At 63.7% G+C, this 18562-nt stretch carries 16 protein-coding genes; 9 read left to right on the top strand and 7 right to left on the bottom strand.

Translation table 11 applies throughout. The features are described 5' to 3' along the window. Positions 1 to 5: 5 nt before the first annotated feature. Positions 6 to 1640, top strand: a complete 1635-nt coding sequence (locus ABH939_RS05050; RefSeq protein ID WP_007728923.1) for a fatty acyl-AMP ligase — start codon at positions 6 to 8, stop codon at positions 1638 to 1640. 3 nt (positions 1641 to 1643) lie between these two features. Here the strand turns inward: ABH939_RS05050 and pth are convergent, their stop codons facing one another. Both pth and ABH939_RS05060 read right to left on the bottom strand, forming a co-directional pair. Beyond that, positions 1644 to 2216 (bottom strand): aminoacyl-tRNA hydrolase, encoded by a 573-nt coding sequence (pth, locus tag ABH939_RS05055; protein WP_003946229.1) that lies wholly within the window; start codon positions 2214 to 2216, stop codon positions 1644 to 1646. Between the two features lie 106 nt (positions 2217 to 2322). Then, positions 2323 to 2931, bottom strand: a complete 609-nt coding sequence (locus ABH939_RS05060) for a 50S ribosomal protein L25/general stress protein Ctc (protein ID WP_003946242.1) — start codon at positions 2929 to 2931, stop codon at positions 2323 to 2325. 290 nt (positions 2932 to 3221) lie between these two features. Here ABH939_RS05060 and ABH939_RS05065 point away from each other — a divergent pair, with 290 nt between their 5' ends. Further along, positions 3222 to 4427, top strand: coding sequence for a GAF domain-containing protein (locus ABH939_RS05065; protein WP_075834005.1), 1206 nt, complete (start codon positions 3222 to 3224; stop codon positions 4425 to 4427). Here ABH939_RS05065 and ABH939_RS05070 read toward each other — a convergent pair. Together ABH939_RS05070 and ABH939_RS05075 are read right to left on the bottom strand one after the other, a co-directional pair. Continuing rightward, positions 4424 to 5884 carry an FAD-dependent oxidoreductase gene (locus ABH939_RS05070; protein ID WP_404649404.1) on the bottom strand — a complete coding sequence of 487 codons (1461 nt, stop codon included), beginning with the start codon at positions 5882 to 5884 and terminating at the stop codon, positions 4424 to 4426. The two genes, ABH939_RS05065 and ABH939_RS05070, sit on opposite strands and share 4 nt — an antisense overlap. A gap of 82 nt (positions 5885 to 5966) precedes the next feature. Next, positions 5967 to 7148: an aminotransferase class V-fold PLP-dependent enzyme gene (locus tag ABH939_RS05075; protein WP_404649405.1), complete on the bottom strand. Its 1182-nt coding sequence runs from the start codon at positions 7146 to 7148 to the stop codon at positions 5967 to 5969. A gap of 14 nt (positions 7149 to 7162) precedes the next feature. Here ABH939_RS05075 and ABH939_RS05080 point away from each other — a divergent pair, with 14 nt between their 5' ends. The 5 genes from ABH939_RS05080 to egtD all read left to right on the top strand — a co-directional run bounded on the left by ABH939_RS05080 (position 7163) and on the right by egtD (position 12759). After that, positions 7163 to 8437 carry an APC family permease gene (locus ABH939_RS05080; RefSeq protein WP_404649406.1) on the top strand — a complete coding sequence of 425 codons (1275 nt, stop codon included), beginning with the start codon at positions 7163 to 7165 and terminating at the stop codon, positions 8435 to 8437. 78 nt (positions 8438 to 8515) lie between these two features. After that, positions 8516 to 9739, top strand: coding sequence for an ergothioneine biosynthesis glutamate--cysteine ligase EgtA (egtA, locus tag ABH939_RS05085; protein WP_003946302.1), 1224 nt, complete (start codon positions 8516 to 8518; stop codon positions 9737 to 9739). Next, entirely contained in the window at positions 9736 to 11043 is a 1308-nt protein-coding gene (egtB, locus tag ABH939_RS05090) for an ergothioneine biosynthesis protein EgtB (protein WP_404649407.1), read from the top strand. The genes egtA and egtB overlap by 4 nt, the downstream gene beginning before the upstream one ends. Before the next feature lies 1 nt (position 11044). Next, positions 11045 to 11791, top strand: a complete 747-nt coding sequence (gene egtC / locus ABH939_RS05095) for an ergothioneine biosynthesis protein EgtC (protein WP_030536290.1) — start codon at positions 11045 to 11047, stop codon at positions 11789 to 11791. After that, positions 11788 to 12759, top strand: coding sequence for an L-histidine N(alpha)-methyltransferase (egtD, locus tag ABH939_RS05100; RefSeq protein ID WP_404649408.1), 972 nt, complete (start codon positions 11788 to 11790; stop codon positions 12757 to 12759). The genes egtC and egtD overlap by 4 nt, the downstream gene beginning before the upstream one ends. Before the next feature lie 12 nt (positions 12760 to 12771). Here the strand turns inward: egtD and ABH939_RS05105 are convergent, their stop codons facing one another. After that, positions 12772 to 13116, bottom strand: a complete 345-nt coding sequence (locus ABH939_RS05105; protein WP_042921056.1) for a hypothetical protein — start codon at positions 13114 to 13116, stop codon at positions 12772 to 12774. Between the two features lie 96 nt (positions 13117 to 13212). On the opposite strand from ABH939_RS05105, the gene ABH939_RS05110 reads away from it, so the two are divergent. Both ABH939_RS05110 and ABH939_RS05115 read left to right on the top strand, forming a co-directional pair. Further along, positions 13213 to 14754 carry an HNH endonuclease signature motif containing protein gene (locus ABH939_RS05110; RefSeq protein ID WP_051649520.1) on the top strand — a complete coding sequence of 514 codons (1542 nt, stop codon included), beginning with the start codon at positions 13213 to 13215 and terminating at the stop codon, positions 14752 to 14754. A 108-nt stretch (positions 14755 to 14862) separates the two neighbouring features. After that, positions 14863 to 16068, top strand: coding sequence for a sorbosone dehydrogenase family protein (locus ABH939_RS05115; RefSeq protein ID WP_058037014.1), 1206 nt, complete (start codon positions 14863 to 14865; stop codon positions 16066 to 16068). Positions 16069 to 16071: 3 nt separating this feature from the next. On the opposite strand, the gene ABH939_RS05120 is transcribed toward ABH939_RS05115, so the two are convergent. Next, complete coding sequence (locus tag ABH939_RS05120; RefSeq protein WP_007728895.1) at positions 16072 to 16959, bottom strand: cyclase family protein; 888 nt, start codon at positions 16957 to 16959, stop codon at positions 16072 to 16074. Next, entirely contained in the window at positions 16959 to 18539 is a 1581-nt protein-coding gene (locus tag ABH939_RS05125; protein ID WP_193595083.1) for an SLC13 family permease, read from the bottom strand. Before ABH939_RS05125 ends, ABH939_RS05120 begins: the two co-directional genes overlap by 1 nt. Between the last annotated feature and the right edge of the window lie 23 nt (positions 18540 to 18562).

An 18562-nucleotide genomic window follows, 5' to 3' on the forward strand; every position in this document is an offset into this window, starting at 1 on the left:
TTGCGTTGAGCAAGTTCACCGAAGAGATGTATGCGACCGCCGCAGTCACCGACCGCGGCCTGGTGACGGGAGAGCCGGACAACGCTTTCCGTCAGACCTGGGGCGACATCCACCAGGAGGCTAGGCGCATGGCCGGCGGCCTGGCCGAGGTCGGTATCGATCGCGGCGTCGCGATCGGCATTCTCGCCGGACAGCCCGTCGACATCGCACCTGCCTGCCAGGCGACGTGGATGCGCGGTGCGTCGGTGACGATGCTGCATCAGCCGACCCCCCGAACGGATCTGGGCGTCTGGGCTCAGGACACCGAGACTGTGATCGACATGATCTCCGCGAAAGCCGTCATTCTTGGTGCGCCCTTCGACGCGGCCAAGCCGCTCCTCGAAGAGCGTGGCATCACCGTCGTGACGGTGGACGAGCTTCGCAGCGGAACGTCGATCGATCCCGTGGAGACGGCCGAATCGGATATCGCACTCCAGCAGTTGACGTCCGGTTCCACCGGTTCGCCCAAGGCCGTGCAGATCACGCACGAGAACTTCTACACAAATGCCTACGCCATGATCAACCGCATCAAGTTCTCCATCGAAGACGACGTGATGGTGAGCTGGCTTCCGCTCTTCCACGACATGGGCATGGTCGGTTTTCTCACGGTTCCGATGCAGGTGGGCGCAGAGGTCATCAGCATCACGCCGATGGATTTCCTGCGCACCCCGGTGCTGTGGGCCGAACTGATGGGCAAGTACGGCGGAACCGTCACCGCCGCACCGAACTTCGCGTACTCGCTCTTGGCTCGTCGACTCGCACAGGCGGAAGACGGGGCAGTCGACCTGTCCAGCGTCCGATACATGTGGAACGGCGCCGAGCCGGTAGATCCCGACACGATGGATGCACTCGCCGAGGCAGGTGCGCGTTTCGGTTTGAACCCGACTGCGCTGGCGCCCGTGTACGGAATGGCGGAAACCACGCTCGCCGTGTCGATTCCGGATCCCGATCAAGGTCAGGTCCTCGACTACGTCGATCCAGACTTTCTCGAATCGATGTCTCGAGCGGTGCCGTCCAATCGCCCCAACGCTCGTGCCCTCGCCACACTCGGCAAGATGGTGCCTGACCTCGAGGGACGCATCGTCGACCGTGACGGTCAGGTGCTTCCGGCCCGCGGTGTCGGAATCATCGAGGTTCGCGGCAAGGCAGTCACCCCCGGGTACGTCACGGTCGACGGACACAAGCCGGCCCAGGACGCCGACGGTTGGCTCGACACCGGTGACGTCGGGTACTTCACCGAGGAAGGACTGGTCGTGGTGTGCGGGCGTGTCAAGGACGTCATCATCATGGGCGGCCGGAACGTGTACCCCACAGACATCGAACGGGCGGCCGGAACCGTTGCCGGTGTGCGTCCCGGAAATGCCGTCGCGATTCGTCTCGACGCCGGCCAGAAGCGTGAGAGCTTTGCAGTCGCCGTCGAGACCAACGCTTTCGAAGATCCGGAAGAGGTCAAGCGTATCGAACGCGAAGTGGTCCACGCCGTGGTTGCCGACGTCGGTGTCCGACCTCGCGCCGTTGCGGTCCTGGGTCCCGGCAGTATCCCGAAGACGTCGTCGGGGAAGCTCCGCCGCGCCAATTCGGCTGCACTGCTGGGTAACTGACCGTCAGTGCAGGCGGTTCTGTGCGGCTTCCAACCCGAGTTCGAGCAGTAGCTCCACTGCATCCGCAGCCTCTTCGCATACGAGATCGAGTTCTTTTCGCTCCGTGGACGAGAACGGCTTGAGAACGTAGTCCGCCGGGTCCATGCGGCCCGGCGGACGACCGATCCCGACGCGCGTGCGCAGGTAGTCCTTGGTGGTCAACGAACTCGAAATGGACCGCAGGCCGTTGTGGCCGCCTTCGCCGCCGCCGAGTTTGAGTCTGATTGTCCCGAAATCGAGATCCAGTTCGTCGTGGACGACGATGATGTTCGCGGCGTCGACCGAGAAGAACCGCGCGAGACCGGCGACAGCGCCACCCGAGAGATTCATGTACGAGCGTGGTTTTCCGAGAATCACGCGCCGGCCGGCGAGGCGACCTTCGACGATTTCGGCACCACTCTTCTTGTGTACGTTGAACTTTCCGCCCATGCGCCCGGCAAGGGTGCCGGCGACCATGAAGCCGACGTTGTGCCGGGTCTTCTCGTACTGGGGGCCGGGATTACCCAGGCCGATGACGAGGGCGGTATCTGTGCTCAACGGACGCTACTTTCTGGCTTGATTTTTCCTGCTACGCACGAACGGCGCGTCACTCCGAATCGGAATGACGCGCCGCGCGCAGTGAGTTCTGTTGGAACCGAGAGGATCAGGCCTCTTCTGCAGCCTCGTCGGCGGCGGGAGCTTCTGCGCCCTCTTCGAGGTCTGCCTCGGTGGGTGCAGCAACGACGTTGACGATCAGGGTGTCGGCGTCAGCCTGCAGGGTCGAGCCCTTGGGCAGTTCGAGCTGGCTGGCCAGGATCTGGGTGCCGATCTCGAGACCCTCGACCGAAACCTCGATCTGCTCGGGGATGTGAAGCGCGTCGGCCTCGATGGAGATCGTGGATGCGTCCTGCGCGACCATCGTGCCTGCAGCAGCATCGCCGACGACGATGACGTTCACGTCGATCGTGACCTTCTCGCCCTTCTTGATGACGAGGAGGTCGGCGTGCTCGATGTAGTTGCGGATGGGGTGCACGACGACCGACTTGGTCAGTGCAACCTGCTCCGTGCCCTCGATGTCGAGGGTGAGGATGGCGTTGGTGCCGTGTGCACGGAGGATGGCGGCGAAGTCGCGAGCCGGCACATTGAGGTGGCGGGGATCTTCACCGTGGCCGTACAGAACCGTGGGGACCTGGCCGTCACGACGTGCGCGGCGAGCTGCGCCCTTGCCGAATTCGGTGCGGACGACGGCGACGAGGTTGTTTTCTTCAGACATGATGAAACGGCTCCTACAACTCACGGGGTTCGTGCTCGGTTTACTGACGTGTGGTTTTGCCTGCGGCAAGGCGGACAGGCGCGCACACGGCCAGGAGCGAAACGCTCGAGCTGAGCCGTAGCCGCGTCGATCACGGTAAACCTGCAACGTGTGGAACTGCTGCGATTCACCCTCGCCGAGACAACTTTGGATACGTTACCGGAGTTTGCTCCCGGCCGCTAATCGCAGGTGGTGGGGACCTGGCCGTGTGGACGTGGTTCGCGTCACATCGAAAGCGGTAGCCTGACGGAGTGACCACCGTGGGGAACGCTCCCGAAGGCAGTCGGCTCGGTGCCGTCGTGCCGGGTACCGACCTGTCGCAGCATGCTCGCCTACTCAGTCGGGTGCACGACGCAGTTCTCTCCGGCCAGGAACCACCGGCGCAGCCGCGGACCGTCGTGGCGCGGTCGTGGTCGAGGGTGGCCGCCGGCGGGCTCACGCCGGATCACTGCGGTGCGTCTACTGTCGCCGATTTCTCCGAGTTGGAGGCGAGGCGTTCGCGTACCGCGCTGCGAAGCGTTCTGCCCGAACTGCGAACCACGCTCACCGAGGTCGCCGAGGACGCGGGCTTCATCGTGGTCGTTGCCGACGCCGACGGTGTCCTGCTCTGGCGCGAAGGGGCGAAGACCGTCAAACGTGCGGCGGACGCTCTCGGGTTCGCGGAAGGCGCACGCTGGTCGGAGCAGTCGGTGGGGACCAACGCGATAGGTACCGCGCTGATCGAAGACTCTGCGGTGCAACTCTTCTCGGCCGAGCACTATGCGCCCACGCATCACAATTGGTCGTGTACCGGCTCGCCCGTGCACGACCCACGGACGGGCGAGATACTGGGCGTGGTGGACATCAGTGGATCCGCAGCTTCGGTGCATCCCACCACCGTCGCGCTGGTGCGCACCGCGGTTCGCCTCGCGGAGGCGACGCTGTGGCGTGAGCACGCGGCTTCGCTCGAGCGCCTGCGCTCGCGGGCGGCACCGCTGTTCGCGGCAGGAACAGGTCCGGCATTGGTGGTCGACGAGTACGGCTGGGTGGCCGGCGCCAGCGGGATTGCCGCGCCTGACCGCGTGGCAGCACCCAGTGCGGGAAAGCCCGTCATCGTGCCAGGTCTGGGGATGTGTCTGCCTGAGCCGCTCGGAGACGGCTGGCTGTTGCGCACCGGCGTCGGCGGGCCGTTGATCGAGCTGGAGCTGGCCCTCGGCGCATCGCCGCAGGTGACGGTGCGTGGTGACGCCAACTGGACGCGCGCGCTTTCGCCGCGTCACGCCCAGATCTTGCGGGCACTGGCAGCCGTCGGTTCGGCAGGTGTGGATGCCGCGGGCCTGAGCGAAGTGCTCTTCGGTGATCGCGAGCATGTCGTGGCAGTGCGCGCCGAGGTGTCCAGACTGAGGAAACACCTCGGCGCGGTCCTGCAGACTCAGCCGTACCGCTTTGCCGAGGGCGTGCGAGTTGTGGTGATCTAGCGTGCCGCGCTGATTCCGGCACGACGTCCGAAGAAGCTGCCGTCGCCGAGACTTGTCCCGCTGGCGTAACCGCCCGCACAGACACCGGACGTGCAGCGACCCGCTGCGAAGAGTCCGGGGATCGGCGCACCCGAGACGTGCAGAACCTCGGAATCGACGGTGGTCTTCAATCCTCCCAGCGTGAATCCGCCTGTGCGGCCACGGAGATCGATTGCCGCGAACGGGCCGACGATCGGCTTCACCCACTCGGACTTCTTGCCGAGCACCGGATCCGAACCTTCAGCCGCGTGCCGGTTGTAGAGGTCGACGGTGGATTGCAGCGATCCGACGGGCAATCCCATCTCGCCTTCGAGTTCCTCGACGGTCTCCGCCACCCAGCTCGGCTGCGCCCGCAACTGTGCACTGGACGATTCGGCATTCATGCCTTCCTCGTACGCAGCTTCGTCGATCACGAGGAATGCCTGGTTGTCCTGCTGGAACAGCGTTGCCTGGCCGATGCGGCCGGGGTAGGTGTCCTCGGGGATGTATCGCTGACCGCGGCCGTTGACAAGAATGCCGCGCACCATCAACTGTGGGTCGCAGAAGAACGCGACCTCGGTGGCGTCCATGTGTGCGGTGTCGGCGCCGAGTGCCTGACCGATCTGGATTGCGCGGCCGTCGTGCGCCTCGATGGAGGCCGCCGGGTGGCCGAAGATGCGCGGTGCGTTCGAGCGCACCATCTCGTTGTTGTACGCGAAGCTGCCCATCGCAAGCACTACGCCTTTGCGGGCACGAATCGCGACATCCTTGCCGTAGCGCTTGGCGACGACGCCGACAACCCGATCGCCGTCTACCACCACAGTTTGGACGCGCAGATCGTATTCTGCTCGGACACCGAGCTTTTCGGCCGTCTCGACGAGTGGCTTCATCAGCATGTAGCCGCCGCCCTTCTCGCCGGTGTTCTTCTCGGACATCTGCGGAACGTGTCCGCGGGGCGCGGGATCGACGAGGGTGTTGAACGGCGCGGCGTTCTCGCCTCCCGAGTACATCAGGCCGTCGTCGTACGGCGGTTCCCAGCCGGGCTGACCCCAGAACGATTCCTTGAACGGGACCCCGGCGTCGACGAGCCAGTTGTAGTGATCGACGCTGCCCTCGCAGTACGCGTCGATCTTCGTATCGTCGGTTCCGGGGCCGAGCGCTGCCTTCATGAACGTCTTCATGTTCTCGACCGAGTCCTCGAACCCGCACGCCTTCTGCAACGGCGTTCCACCGCCCAGGTAGATGAATCCACCAGCCAGCGACGCGGCTCCGCCCCAACCGCCCGTCCGCTCCAGGACGAGCACCTCGGCGCCGGCACGCGCTGCTTCGATCGCAGCGGTGACGCCGGCGATGCCGTATCCCGCGACGACGACGTCGGCCTCGTAGTCCCAGGTGGTCATGTCGGCAGCGGAGATCGGTCTGACGGTGGGGTCGGCCATGCGAATAGTCCTCTCGGAAGGCGAAACTGCTGATCACCCCACAGTTGCAGTTTCGACTTCCGCAGATCAGGCATGGTCCCGGTCAACGGGAGGTTTGTAATCCCCTGACCGCGCCCAGAAATGTGTCCAGGTCGGCTTCGTCGACGAAGTAGTGCGGCGATGCGCGAACCACGGCATCGAGCCCGCGGGCATCCATGTCGAGGAGGGTGGACCCGCGACCGCTGACGGTGACGGTGATGTTCTGTGCTGCAAGCTGATCCCGAACCAGGTGCTCGGAAATACCGTCGACGGTGAAGGAAACGATGCCGCTCAGATGGGTTCCTCGATCGCGGACTTCGACTCCGGAAATCGCTGCCAGACCTTCCCTCAGCGTGACTGCTCGGGATTCGATCTGCTCCCACGCCGTGTCGGTGCCGATCGAGAGCAGATAGTCGGCGGCGACGCCGAGACCCAGGCGCGCAGCGACACTCGTTTCCCAGAGCTCGAATCGTGTTGCGTCCGGTGCGGGTACGAAGCTGTTCTCGCCGGTCCATTCCGCTCCGTGCAGGTCCATCGCAGCGGGTTCGAGTGCATCGACGAGTCCGGGGCGGACGTACAGGAATCCGGTTCCGCGTGGCCCGCGGAGCCACTTGCGGCCGGTTGCGCTGAGGGCGTCGACGCCGAGTTCGGTGACGTCGATGGGCAACTGGCCGACGGACTGGCACGCGTCGAGCAGAACGAGAGAGCCATGGGCTCTGGCCAATTCGACGACCTCGCGGACGGGGTTGATCAGGCCGCCGTTGGTGGGGACGTGGACGACGGAGACGAGGCGAACCCGATCGTCGAGCATGTTCTCGAGTGCGTCGAGGTCGATGCGTCCATACTGATCGCTCGGGATGATCTCGACGTGGGCACCGGTCGAACGCGCCCGCCCCAGTGCAGCGATGGCGTTGCTCGCGTATTCGACTCCGCTGATGAGAATTCGATCACCGGGTCCGAGCGTAACGGCAGCGAGGAAGTCGTTCCACGCGCGGGTCGCGCTGTCCGTCAAAGCGATATCGGTTGCCTGAGCACCGATGACCCGGGCCAGCGAATGGGGAACAGCAGCGAGGGCGCCGCTCTGACGAGCAGCTGCGACGTATCCGCCGACGTCGGCTTCACGTCGCAGATGCTCGATCATCGTGGCCGGCACCGGCTCGGGCGGGAGCGAAGATCCCGCGCTGTCGAGGAACACCTTGTCGAGGCATCCGGGAGTGTCGCGGCGGATCGTGTCGAGATCGAACATGGCACCTTCCGTTCATGTCGGTGTGGTTCAAACTACCTGTGAACGAAGCTGTCCCGATGGAGCGAAGACTGGGCACGGCCGATGCCGTGGTGATCGGCCTCGGCGCGATGATCGGCGCCGGAGTCTTCGTGGTGTTCGCGCCCGCTGCCGCAGTAGCCGGTACCGGGTTGCTTGTGGGCCTGGCGATTGCAGCGTTCATCGCATTCTGCAACGCGACGTCGTCGGCGCAGCTTGCGGCCAGATACCCCACTTCAGGTGGGACCTACGTCTACGGACGTGAGCAGCTCGGACCCTGGTGGGGGTTTGCCGCCGGCTGGTCGTTCGTGATCGGGAAGACCGCGAGCTGCGCGGCAATGGCTCTGACTTTCGCGACGTATGTTGCGCCTACGGCCTGGCGTGTCCCCGTCGCGGTATTGGTGGTGGCAGCGCTGGTTGCAGTCAACTACCGCGGAGTCACGCGGACGGCGCACATGGCCAGGGTGATCGTCGCAGTGTCGACGACGGCGCTGTGTGTAGCGCTGGTGGTTGCCGTCGTCGGTCCTGGTGCGGTGCGCGAGTTCCCGGATCTCGCATTCGGGTCGTGGTACGGCATTCTGCAATCGGCGGGACTGCTGTTCTTTGCCTTCGCCGGGTACGCCAGGATAGCGACGCTGGGGGAGGAAGTGCGTGATCCGCGTCGAACGATTCCGCGGGCGATCCTGATCGCACTCACCGTCGCCGTCATCCTCTATGCGCTGGTAGCGGTGGTGCTGTTGGTGACGCTGGGCCCTGATCGGCTGGCGAAGTCGGCGCGACCACTGGCAGATGCGGTGGGCGCAGTCGGGTGGAGTTGGGCCGTTCCCGTAGTGGTGATCGGTGCCGCGGCGGCGTCGGCGGGGGCGCTGCTGGCTCTGATCGCCGGCGTGAGTCGTACGGCGATGGCGATGGCCCGCGAGCGCGATCTGCCAGTGGCCCTCGCTGCAGTCCATCCACGGTTCGGGGTCCCTCACCATGCGGAACTTGTGGTCGGTGCCGTTGTGATCGCCTTGGTCTCGACAACCGATCTTCGTGGGGTGATCGGCTTTTCGTCGTTCGGAGTGCTGCTCTACTACTTCGTCGCGAACGTGAGTGCGTACAGCCAACGCGGTGTGGACCGGATGTATCCGAAGTGGCTGCAAGCGGTCGGCGCGGCTGGTTGTGTCGTTCTGGTGGTCACACTTCCGTGGATCGCGGTTGTTTCCGGCGCAGGTGTGGTTCTGTCCGGTTGTGGGTACCGGTGGATACGACTGAAGAAATTCAACGACACGTAACACCACAAAGGGTGCATCTCGGACGTTGGCGTTCTATCGTCGGTAGCGACCGCGAAGACCGCCCGAAGGGGAAGTCGAATGGTGACAGCAGCGTTGACAGCAGCACAGACCACGCAGGTGGATTCACGTCCTGCGGCCGAGGCCTACGTCGGTGGTGTGTGCTTCAAACAGGGGCCACCCCGTTTGGTCGGAGCTGAGCTCGAGTGGCTGACCAGCCAGGTTCCCGGTGGGGAGCGGCCGTCAGCAGCGACTCTGGCAAAGGCACTCGGGCGACACGCACCCACCAGTATCGACCCGGATTCACCAGCGGTTCCGCTTCCTCGTGGCAGCCTCGTCACCGTAGAACCTGGCGGACAGATCGAACTCTCGTCAGCGCCGCGGACGTCCGCCCGAGAACTGTGTGACTGTCTCGACGAAGACCGTCGTACTCTCGAAACACTCCTCGCGTCGTACTCCATCGAAATCAGTTCTGCCGCGGCCGACGTCGCCCGCCCACCTTCCCGGATTCTCCGGTTGCCACGTTATTGCGCAATGGAATCCCGCTTCGCCGGGATAGGACCGTACGGCACCTTGATGATGTGCAATACAGCAGCAGTGCAGGTCAGTGTCGATGCCGGCGGCAGCCCGGAGTCCATTGCCCAGCGTTGGCGGCTCCTCGGGGACATGGGGCCGGCGCTCATCGCTGCGTTTGCATGTTCTCCACGCTTGCAAGGGGTTCCGAGAGGGGATTGGGCGTCCCAACGCATGCGGACGTGGCTCGAACTCGATTCCTGGCGAACGGTCGCAGTCCCGGAAGTGCAGGACTACGCCGGCTGGGCGCTCGATGTTCCGCTGATGTGTGTGCGAAACGAGGGCGACGATTGGACGGCTCCGCGGGGTGCCACTTTCGGGGACTGGATAGACGGCGCTTTGGATGCCGAGATCGGACGCCGACCCGTCTGGGCGGACTTGGACTATCACCTGTCCACGCTGTTCCCGCCGGTTCGCGCTGTCGGCCATCTGGAGGTTCGCTACATCGATGCGCAGCCGGGAGATCTGTGGCGAGTACCGGTAGCAGCGATCGACGCGTTGCTGTCCGGGCCTGCCGTGATGCGTGAGGCGAGTGATGCCGCAGCGTCGACGGCCGGGAGATGGCGGGATGCGGCAGAGTACGGTCTGGACGACGTCGAACTGCGTTCGGCGGCAACCTCTCTGATGTCGCTTGCCGCGTCGTACGCGCCGGAGCCGCAGTTTGTCCGTCTTCTCGATGCCGCAGCCGAACGGTGTTGTCGCGCAATTGTGCCCGGTGAGAGCGACACATGACGGGGGAGATCACCAAGGAAGCGGTCGAGGCCGTACTTCTGCGAGCGCGTGAGCGGTCGACGCTGCTCACCGACTGCGTCGACGATACCGAATTGGTCGCTCAGCATTCCCCGTTGATGAGTCCACTCGTGTGGGACCTGGCGCATATCGGCAATCAAGAGGAACTCTGGCTGGTGCGAGATGTCGGTGGCCGCGATCCGGTGCGTAGCGACATAGACGACCTGTACGACGCGTTCAAGCATTCGAGATCGTCGAGACCCACACTTCCCCTGCTCAACCCGGCCGAGGCGCGCGAATACGTACGTACGGTTCGCGGGAAGGTCTGGGATGTGCTCGAAGCCAGCACCTTCGGACGCACAGAACTCGACATGGACGGTTTTGCCTTCGGGATGATCGCGCAGCACGAGCAGCAACACGCCGAAACCATGCTCGCAACACACCAATTGCGTTCGGGACCCACGGCACTCGTTGCGACACCCGCTCCGCAAGCGGCCCGCATGCCGGAACTCGACGAGGTCACGATTCCCGCCGGCCCCTTCGTCATGGGGACCGACGACGAACCGTGGGCACTCGACAACGAGCGCACGGCGCATCAGGTCTATCTCACCGACTTCGCGATCGACAGATTCCCGGTCACCAATGGGCAGTTCGTCGAATTCATCGAGGACGGCGGCTATTCCCGACCGGAACTGTGGTCCCGTGACGGTTGGCGGCATCGCGTCGACGCGAAACTCCGTGCACCGCTGTTCTGGGAACGCGACAGTTCGGGTTGGTGGCACGAGACTTTCGGCGTCGAGGCTCCGGTCCCACCGGACAAGCCCGTCGTGCATGTGAGCTTCTACGAAGCCGAGGCCTACGCGAGTTGGGCAGGCAAACGGCTTCCCACCGAGGCGGAATGGGAAAAGGCCGCGCGGTGGGATCCGGAATCCGGAAGATCGCGACGATTCCCGTGGGGGGACGTGTCCGCAGACGAGAAACTTGCCAATCTCGGTCAGCGCCATCTCGGTCCCGCCGGCGTCGGCTCGTACCCGGCGGGTGCATCGGCAGCAGGTGTCGAGCAGTTGATCGGTGACGTGTGGGAGTGGACGTCTTCGGGTTTCCATCCGTATCCGGGTTTCCGGGCCTTCCCCTACCGGGAGTACTCGGAGGTGTTCTTCGGCGGCGACTACAAAGTGTTGCGAGGGGGATCGTTCGGGACCGACAGCGTTGCCTGCCGGGGGACGTTCCGCAACTGGGACCACCCGATCAGGCGCCAGATCTTCTCGGGTTTTCGCTGCGCCAGAACGATTTCGGGTAGATCCTGACATGTGTCGGCACCTCGGGTATCTCGGGCCGCCGCGTTCGGTTCGTGAACTCCTCCACGACGGCGAGAACTCACTGATGCGACAGTCGTGGGCACCTCGCGAGATGCGTGGCGGCGGGACCATCAATGCCGACGGATTCGGCGCGGTGTGGTGGAACGGTGGAAGGCAGGGACGGTACCGCAGTATCTCGCCGATCTGGTCGGACCCGACAGTCGACGAGACGTTGTCCCACATCATTTCCGGATCCGTTCTCGCCGCCGTACGTTCCGCGACGGAGGGGATGGCCGTCGAGATCGGTGCCTGCGCACCGTTCGTCGACGGAACCTACGCTTTCAGCCACAACGGAGCGGTATCCGGTTGGCCTGGCTCACTCGCCGACTTGGCAGCAGAAGTTCCGGCCGTCGAATTGCTGAAGATGCCCGCGCCGACGGATGCTGCCTTGTTGTGGACAGTGCTTCGGCATCGGTTGAAGTCGAAGCCCGCGGAAGCCGCCGTGACGAGCCTCGTTCACGATGTGGCTGCGGCGGCACCGGATTCACGATTGAACCTCCTGTTCGGCGACGGGCAGGAACTGTGGGCCACGGCGTGGGGCCACACGTTGTACACGCGGGTCGACGAGTCGCGGGCACTGATCGTTTCCGAACCGTCCGATCGTTCACCGGACTGGGAGCAGGTGCCGGACCGGCACATCGTCTGCGCGCGTCCCGGCCATTTGATCATCACCCCGATACCGATGGGAGAACAATGAAAACCCCTAAGCTCGAGGTTTATCTGACACCGGCCGAATCGGTCGACGCATTGCGAGCCGAGGCCAGGGAGGGCTTGACCGCTACGCCGAAGTGGCTCTCGCCCAAATGGTTCTACGACGCGCGTGGAAGTGAACTGTTCGAGGAGATCACGGCCTTACCCGAGTATTACCCCACCCGTACCGAACGCGGCCTGCTCGCTCGGTACGCCGACGAGATCGCTGCGTTCACCGATCCTGAGATCCTGATCGAACTGGGTTCCGGTTCCTCGGAGAAGACGCGGTTGCTGCTCGATGCAATGACGGCTCGTGGAACTCTGCGAACGTATGTACCGCAGGATGTTTCGGTGACAGCACTGGAAGGCGCGGCGCGGCAGGTCGGTGCCGAATTCCCCGGCATCGATGTGGTCGGGGTGGTCAGTGACTTCACCGGTTCGCTGCATCATCTGCCAGGTGGTGGACGGCGGGCGGTCGCGTTTCTCGGTGGAACTCTCGGCAATCTCGTTCCGGCAGAACGCGCCGAGTTCCTCTCGGGCATTGCAGCGGTGCTCGATCCCGGTGAGAACCTGATCCTGGGCGTGGGATTGGTGATCGATCCCGCAGTCCTCGTGCCCGCCTACGACGACGCTGCCGGTGTGACTGCTCAGTTCAATCTCAATGTTCTCTCGGTCCTGAACAAGCAACTGGGAGCGAACTTTCCCTTGGAGGACTTCCGTCACGTCGCGCTCTGGGATGCCGATAACGAGTGGATCGAGATGCGCCTGGAAGCACTTCGTGAAGTCTCGGTGCACATCGACGACCTGGATCTGGAGATCACCTTCGCAGCGGGCGAGCAGCTGCGCACCGAGATCTCGGCGAAGTTCACCGAGGACGGGATTGCCGCGGAACTCGCGTCCGCGGGCTTCGGGGTGCGGAAGGTGTGGACGGATCGGGATCAGCGCTTTGCGCTGTTGTGTGCGCAGCGGGCGTGAAGTGGGCGCTTGTCAGAGGATGCTGTCTCCCCCTAGAAGTGTCTCAAAAGTTCTGTAGGCGGCAATATTTGAGAAGTGTCGAGAGTAGAGATCTGCGGTGCCAGTATGGACAGCGTCCGACACCGGCGCAAGATCCACGAGATGCGCGAGTTTTACATAGGACTGGTCATCGCTCGCGCCGAGCGGATACTCCTGCTCGCCGGCCTTGCGCTCGAATTTTGACTGCGCCTCAGCGGGGTCGCCAGCCCAGATGAGATAACAGTCCTCTCGGTGGAAGCACCCGACCCCGTCATTCTTCCCCAACTCGAATATCGCTATGCCGAAGTACGGTTGATCTCGTGTCGGATGCTGAGTCATGCGATTGAACGTAGTGACATCGGAGCGCAAAAGGTATCGGTGAATACCCCGGGATTTCGCAAAAACTTGTCGGTGGGCGCCCGTAGAATCGCTCATATGTTCGAATCGAAGACTTCCGCGGACGCGCTGTTTCGGCAGCATGCGGAAATCGCGCGCGCCCACTTCCTCGAGATCGACGCGGTCACTGCGCTGTACTTGGACCGTTGTGAGGAGGATGCCGCGGTTGGAGTCAATGAGGCTTTTCGGGGTCAATTCGCGCACGTGGAGATCGCGTCGATACTGAGCATTACGGAGTACGCCGCGCAGAAAATGATTGCACTGGGATGTGACCTGCGCTGGCGACTTCCGCGGGTGGCGGCCGCTTTTGCTTGCGGTGACATCGATCTGGCCAAAGCGATGGCACTGTCCGAAGCTCTCGCCAACGTCTCCGAGCACGCGCTCGATGACATCGAGCGACTCCTCGTGGACGGTGCCTGCCGTGTAACCGGTAACAAGTTGAAGGCGCGCGCACGAGGTCTCATTGCTCGGCACGACCCTGATGGGGTGCGTGCCAGGCGAGTTCGTGCGGAGGCGGATCGGGACGTTCGGACGTGCGCGTCGCACGACGGTATGTCGACTCTGGACGGAATGCTTCCAGCGGTCGGCGCTCAGACTTTGGCCACGAGGCTCCGTGCGATGTCGATGCAGGTCTGTGGTTCCGATCCGAGAACTTTCGGGCAACGGCGTGCCGATGCACTGATCGCATTGGCGGAAGGAAAGACGTCGTTGGATTGTCAGTGCGACGGCGATTGCACCCGTAGGGATGATACGAAGACCTCCGCGCTCCCGATTGCGACAATTCTTGTGGGTGTCAACGCTTCCACCCTGCTCGGATTCGACGACCTGCCAGGCTATTTGCAGGGGTACGGCCACATCGATGCCGACCTTGCGCGCGCGATCGCCGCGGACGCCACGTGGCAGAGAGTCCTCACCCTTGCACCGTCCGAGGTGCAACATTGTTCGACTGCGGGGGCAGCCGGACCGGTGCTCGGCGTGGGTCGGTCGATGCGCTCACCGGAGATATTGCCCGCTGCGGCAAGGGATAATCGCTCGCGAAGGAACAGTGGTTCGCGGCGCGGTGAATCCACGTACCAGCCGTCCGCGGCGTTGGTGACGATTGTAAGGACGCGAGACGGTACGTGCCGCTTTCCGAATTGTGTTGTGCGTTCTGATAGTTGCGATATCGATCACACGGTGCCGTTCGATCACGGCAACCCCGCTCAGGGAGGGCCTACTGCAGAACGGAACTTGGCCTGTCTGTGTCGAAAACATCACCGACTGAAGACGTTTGGCAGGTGGACAGTGAAGCAAATCGGAGGTGGTCTTCTGGAGTGGAAAGATCCGTCAGGACGACGAACGGTTACCGCGCCCGTAGGCCCATTCTGTGACCCCGAACTGAGAGTGCCCGACGCGGCGAGACTGCATTTGACGGACGGCGATGCGCTGGAACGACGTTTCGGACTTCGGGACAGGGGAGTGGAAGCGGATCTCGAATACCTCCTGGACTGGAGTGTGCCCGGCTGGCGGAAGGCACGATCTGCATCAAGACGTAACGCATCCCCACTGGCGAACGCTTTGCCGGAGTTTGCCGACTTCTGAAGGGGTTTCGTTTCTCCTGTGGCCTGCGGGTATAGCGAGAGGGCCCGAAAAATGGTGTTTGTCTGTTTATAGTGAGGCGCAGAACGGTTTCCGACCCGAGGAGAACGCGTGCGTCATCCGAAGCTCGCCGCATTGACCGTGGCCCTGACTGCAGTACTGGTGATGCCGGTAACGCAGAGCGTGGCTCAACCATTCCCCTTCGACCCCGGCAGTTTCGGCAACGGAAGCACCGGATCGTTGGGGAGCGACGACCCGGACATACCCATCGAGGACACCCTCCCGCAGTTGTCGGTCACCACACTGGTCGACGGACTCGACCACCCCTGGGACGTGGTGGCGGCCCCGGACGGTGCAATCCTGACCGGACAACGATCCGGCGGATTCTTCGTTCGCCGAGGCGACAACACGACAGGTCCAGTCGCTGCTGACCTTTCGGATCTCTACGCGCAGTCCGAAACCGGTCTCATGGGTATCGCGCTTGCCCGCGACTTCGCTCAGTCGCGCACCCTCTACACCTGCCAGGGATTCAGCGCTGGGGGAGTCACGGACGTTCGAGTGATCTCGTGGACCGTCGACGCCGGATGGACCGCACTCACGCGAACCGGAACTGTATTGCCGGGAATCCCGGTCTCGTCCGGGCGTCACGGGGGTTGCCGAATTCTTGCGGCGCAGGACGGAACGCTGTTCGTCGGGACGGGTGACACCGCGACGCCGAGCGTCCCCCAGGATCCGAATTCGCTGGGCGGCAAGGTCTTGCACATCAACGCCGACGGAACTCCGGCGGCGGGGAATCCGAATGCTTCCAGCCCGGTCTACACGCTCGGGCACCGCAACGTCCAAGGCTTGGCCGTGCAACCCGGAACCGGCCGGGTGTACTCGGTTGAACAGGGCACAAGCGTCGACGACGAAGTCAACCTGCTTACCCCCGGCGGAAATTACGGCTACCGCCCGGATCGGCTTCCCGGAACGTACGACGAATCCGTGCCGATGACCGATCCCGTGCGAGTGCCGGGAGCGATTGCGGCGGTGTGGCGTTCGGGTAGCTCGACGTTGGCTACCGCCAGCGCTGCCTTCACCGGTGGAGCTGCATGGGGTGCCTGGGACGGTGCGCTCGTAATGGGTGGCCTCAAGAGCAAGGAACTGATCTTCCTCCGCCTGAGTGCCGACGGACGCTCGGTCGACGCGCAGACCTTCGGGTTGGAGAACCAGTTCGGTCGCTTGCGGTCGGTGACCCCGACGCCCGACGGCTCGCTCCTGGTGACCACCGACAACGGCGCCGGCGACAAGGTGCTGCGGGTGACGCCTACGCCCTGATCTTCAGTACCAGGCGATGACCCGGCACGGACCACCCGAACCACCCGCATGCGTCGGCGCTCCCACCATCACCGTGGCGCCGACGGCCGGAAGTGCGGACAGATTTGCGAGGGCTTCGACTGCGTACTTTCCTGAGCCCAAAGCGCTTCGGTGAGCCCCGTGGGTGGTGCTTCGGCCCGCGTCGATGCTGAGGGTGTCCGAGCCCACGGCGACGATGTTGCGCTCGCGGACGAGAAAGTCGATCGCCTCGGGGTTGAATCCCGGTGTGTGTTGCACGCCGAGTGCATCTCGATTCGTGAAGGCGCCACCGGCACCGGCCCGGGTATCCCAACCCGAGTTCATCGCAACCAGGCTGCGGGGAGCGATGGTCCCGTGGAGGGACTCCCAATCGAGGATGTCCTGGCGGGTGAGCAGTGTGTCGGGGTCGACGGAGGCTCGGGCACTGATGTCGACGACCGCAATCGGCACGACGAGGTCGGCGACGGGAATCTTCTCGACGGTGATTCCGTCCGCACTGGCGTGTGCGGGAGCGTCGATGTGAGTACCAGTGTGTTCTTCGAGGCGGAGTTCGTTGAGGTAGAAGTTTCCACCTGACTCGGCGGAGCCGAGCGAGCCCAGAGATCCGGCGGCGTCGGCGATCTTCGCCAGGTTCCTCATCTCGAACGAGCGCGCGCCCGGCCACACCGGGAACTCCGGCGTCAGTACGTGGGTCAGATCGACAATGGTCCGACCCGATGGCGTTGCCGACGCAGTGGGCTGTACAGCGCCGGCCATGACGGTCGCGCCGAGGGCACCGGTGCCCAGCGCCGCGAACATCGATCGACGGCTGATCTTCCTGCCTTCGCGTCCGATCGATTCGTAGACCTCCGACAAGACCTTCGGTGAGCACATCAGAAACTCCAGATCACTGGGATCAACACCGTTGCAACTATCAGGAACCACAACAACATCGGGAGTCCGAGCTTCCAGTAGTCGCCGAACTTGTAACCACCAGGGCCCATCACCATCATGTTCGCGGGAGTGGCTACAGGCGTCAGGAAGGAGGCCGCGGCAGCGACGGTGACCGTCATCAGAAGGGGCAGCACCGAGATGTCGATTTCGATGGCGACCGAGATCGCGATCGGCGTGATGATCAACGCGGTTGCAGTGTTGCTGATCAGCTGGCCCAGAGTCGCCGTCACGACGAAGAGTCCAGCGACGACGACATACGGGCTTGCCCCACCGACGACGTCGACAAACGCATGAGCGAGCTTTTCGGCCGCGCCGGTCTGCTGGATTGCGGTCGACAGCGGGATCATTCCGCCGACGAGAATCAACGTGGTCCACGAGATGGACCGATGCGCCTGCTCGACGCTGATGACTCGTAGCAGCACCATCGCACATGCCGCGAGGAGTCCGGCTATCGCGGACGGCACCAATCCGAACGTCAGCATCACTACCATCGCCGCGACGACGACGAGAGCGATGACCGCGCGGGTTCCCAACGGGGCTGCCTGCTTACGGATCTGGGCAGGTGCGTCGACCACGAGGACGTTCGGATCGACGGCGGTGTGGGTGTCGAGATCGTCCCAGCTTCCTTGCAGGAGAAGCGTGTCACCGGCCGCCAACTTGACGCCCTTGGGGCCGCAGTCCTCACCGGCGCGCTGGACTGCGAGTATCACCAGATCTCCACTGTCGGTCACCATGCCCGGAAAAGCCCTGTCGCCGATCATTTCCGAGCGCGGCGGGATGATCACTTCGACCACGCCGTCGTGCTTGGTGATCAAGGGCTCTGCGGACGGCGCATCCTTTCCCATGAGCTGATACTGCTTCGCGAGGGTCTTGGCATGCCGGCTCAGGTCAGGCGACATCGACGTCCCAGCACGATGGGGGAGGACGTGAGGACCGAGAAGTACGGCGATCGCAATCGTTCCCAATACGAGCGGCGCACCGACCAAGGTGAAACTGAAGAACCCGAAAGCACCGGCCCCGGATTCCTCGGCGGCTTCGGAAACGATGATGTTGACCGGTGTTCCGGTCAAGGTGAGCATCGATCCGGCATGGGCGGCAAATGCCAACGGCAGAAGCAGTTGTGACGTCGATTTACCGAGACGTACCGCCAAGACGACCACCATCGGTACCAACGCGGCTACGGCCCCGTTGACGCTGATCAATGCGGTCAACGCGGCAACCAGCAACATGATCGCACTCACGAGGCGGACTCGGGATTCGCCGACTTTCGCCAGCAGTTTCTCGCCCGCCCATGTGGTGACACCGGTGGCGTCGAGGGCTTCGCTGACGACAAAAAGCGCGGCGATGAACACCACCGTGGGATCGCCGAATCCGGCGAGCGCCTGCTCCATCGTGATCACACCGGTGGCGTACAGCGCCAGGGCAGTGCCGATCGCGATGATGCCGACCGGGATTCGGCCGATCACGAACAGCGCCACGACCAGTGCAAGCACGACGAAAGTGATGGTGATGTCATTCACGATTCGTAAAGGTACCTGCTCAA

The organism is Rhodococcus sp. 27YEA6, from assembly GCF_044908235.1.
Lineage (GTDB): Bacteria > Actinomycetota > Actinomycetes > Mycobacteriales > Mycobacteriaceae > Rhodococcus_F > Rhodococcus_F qingshengii.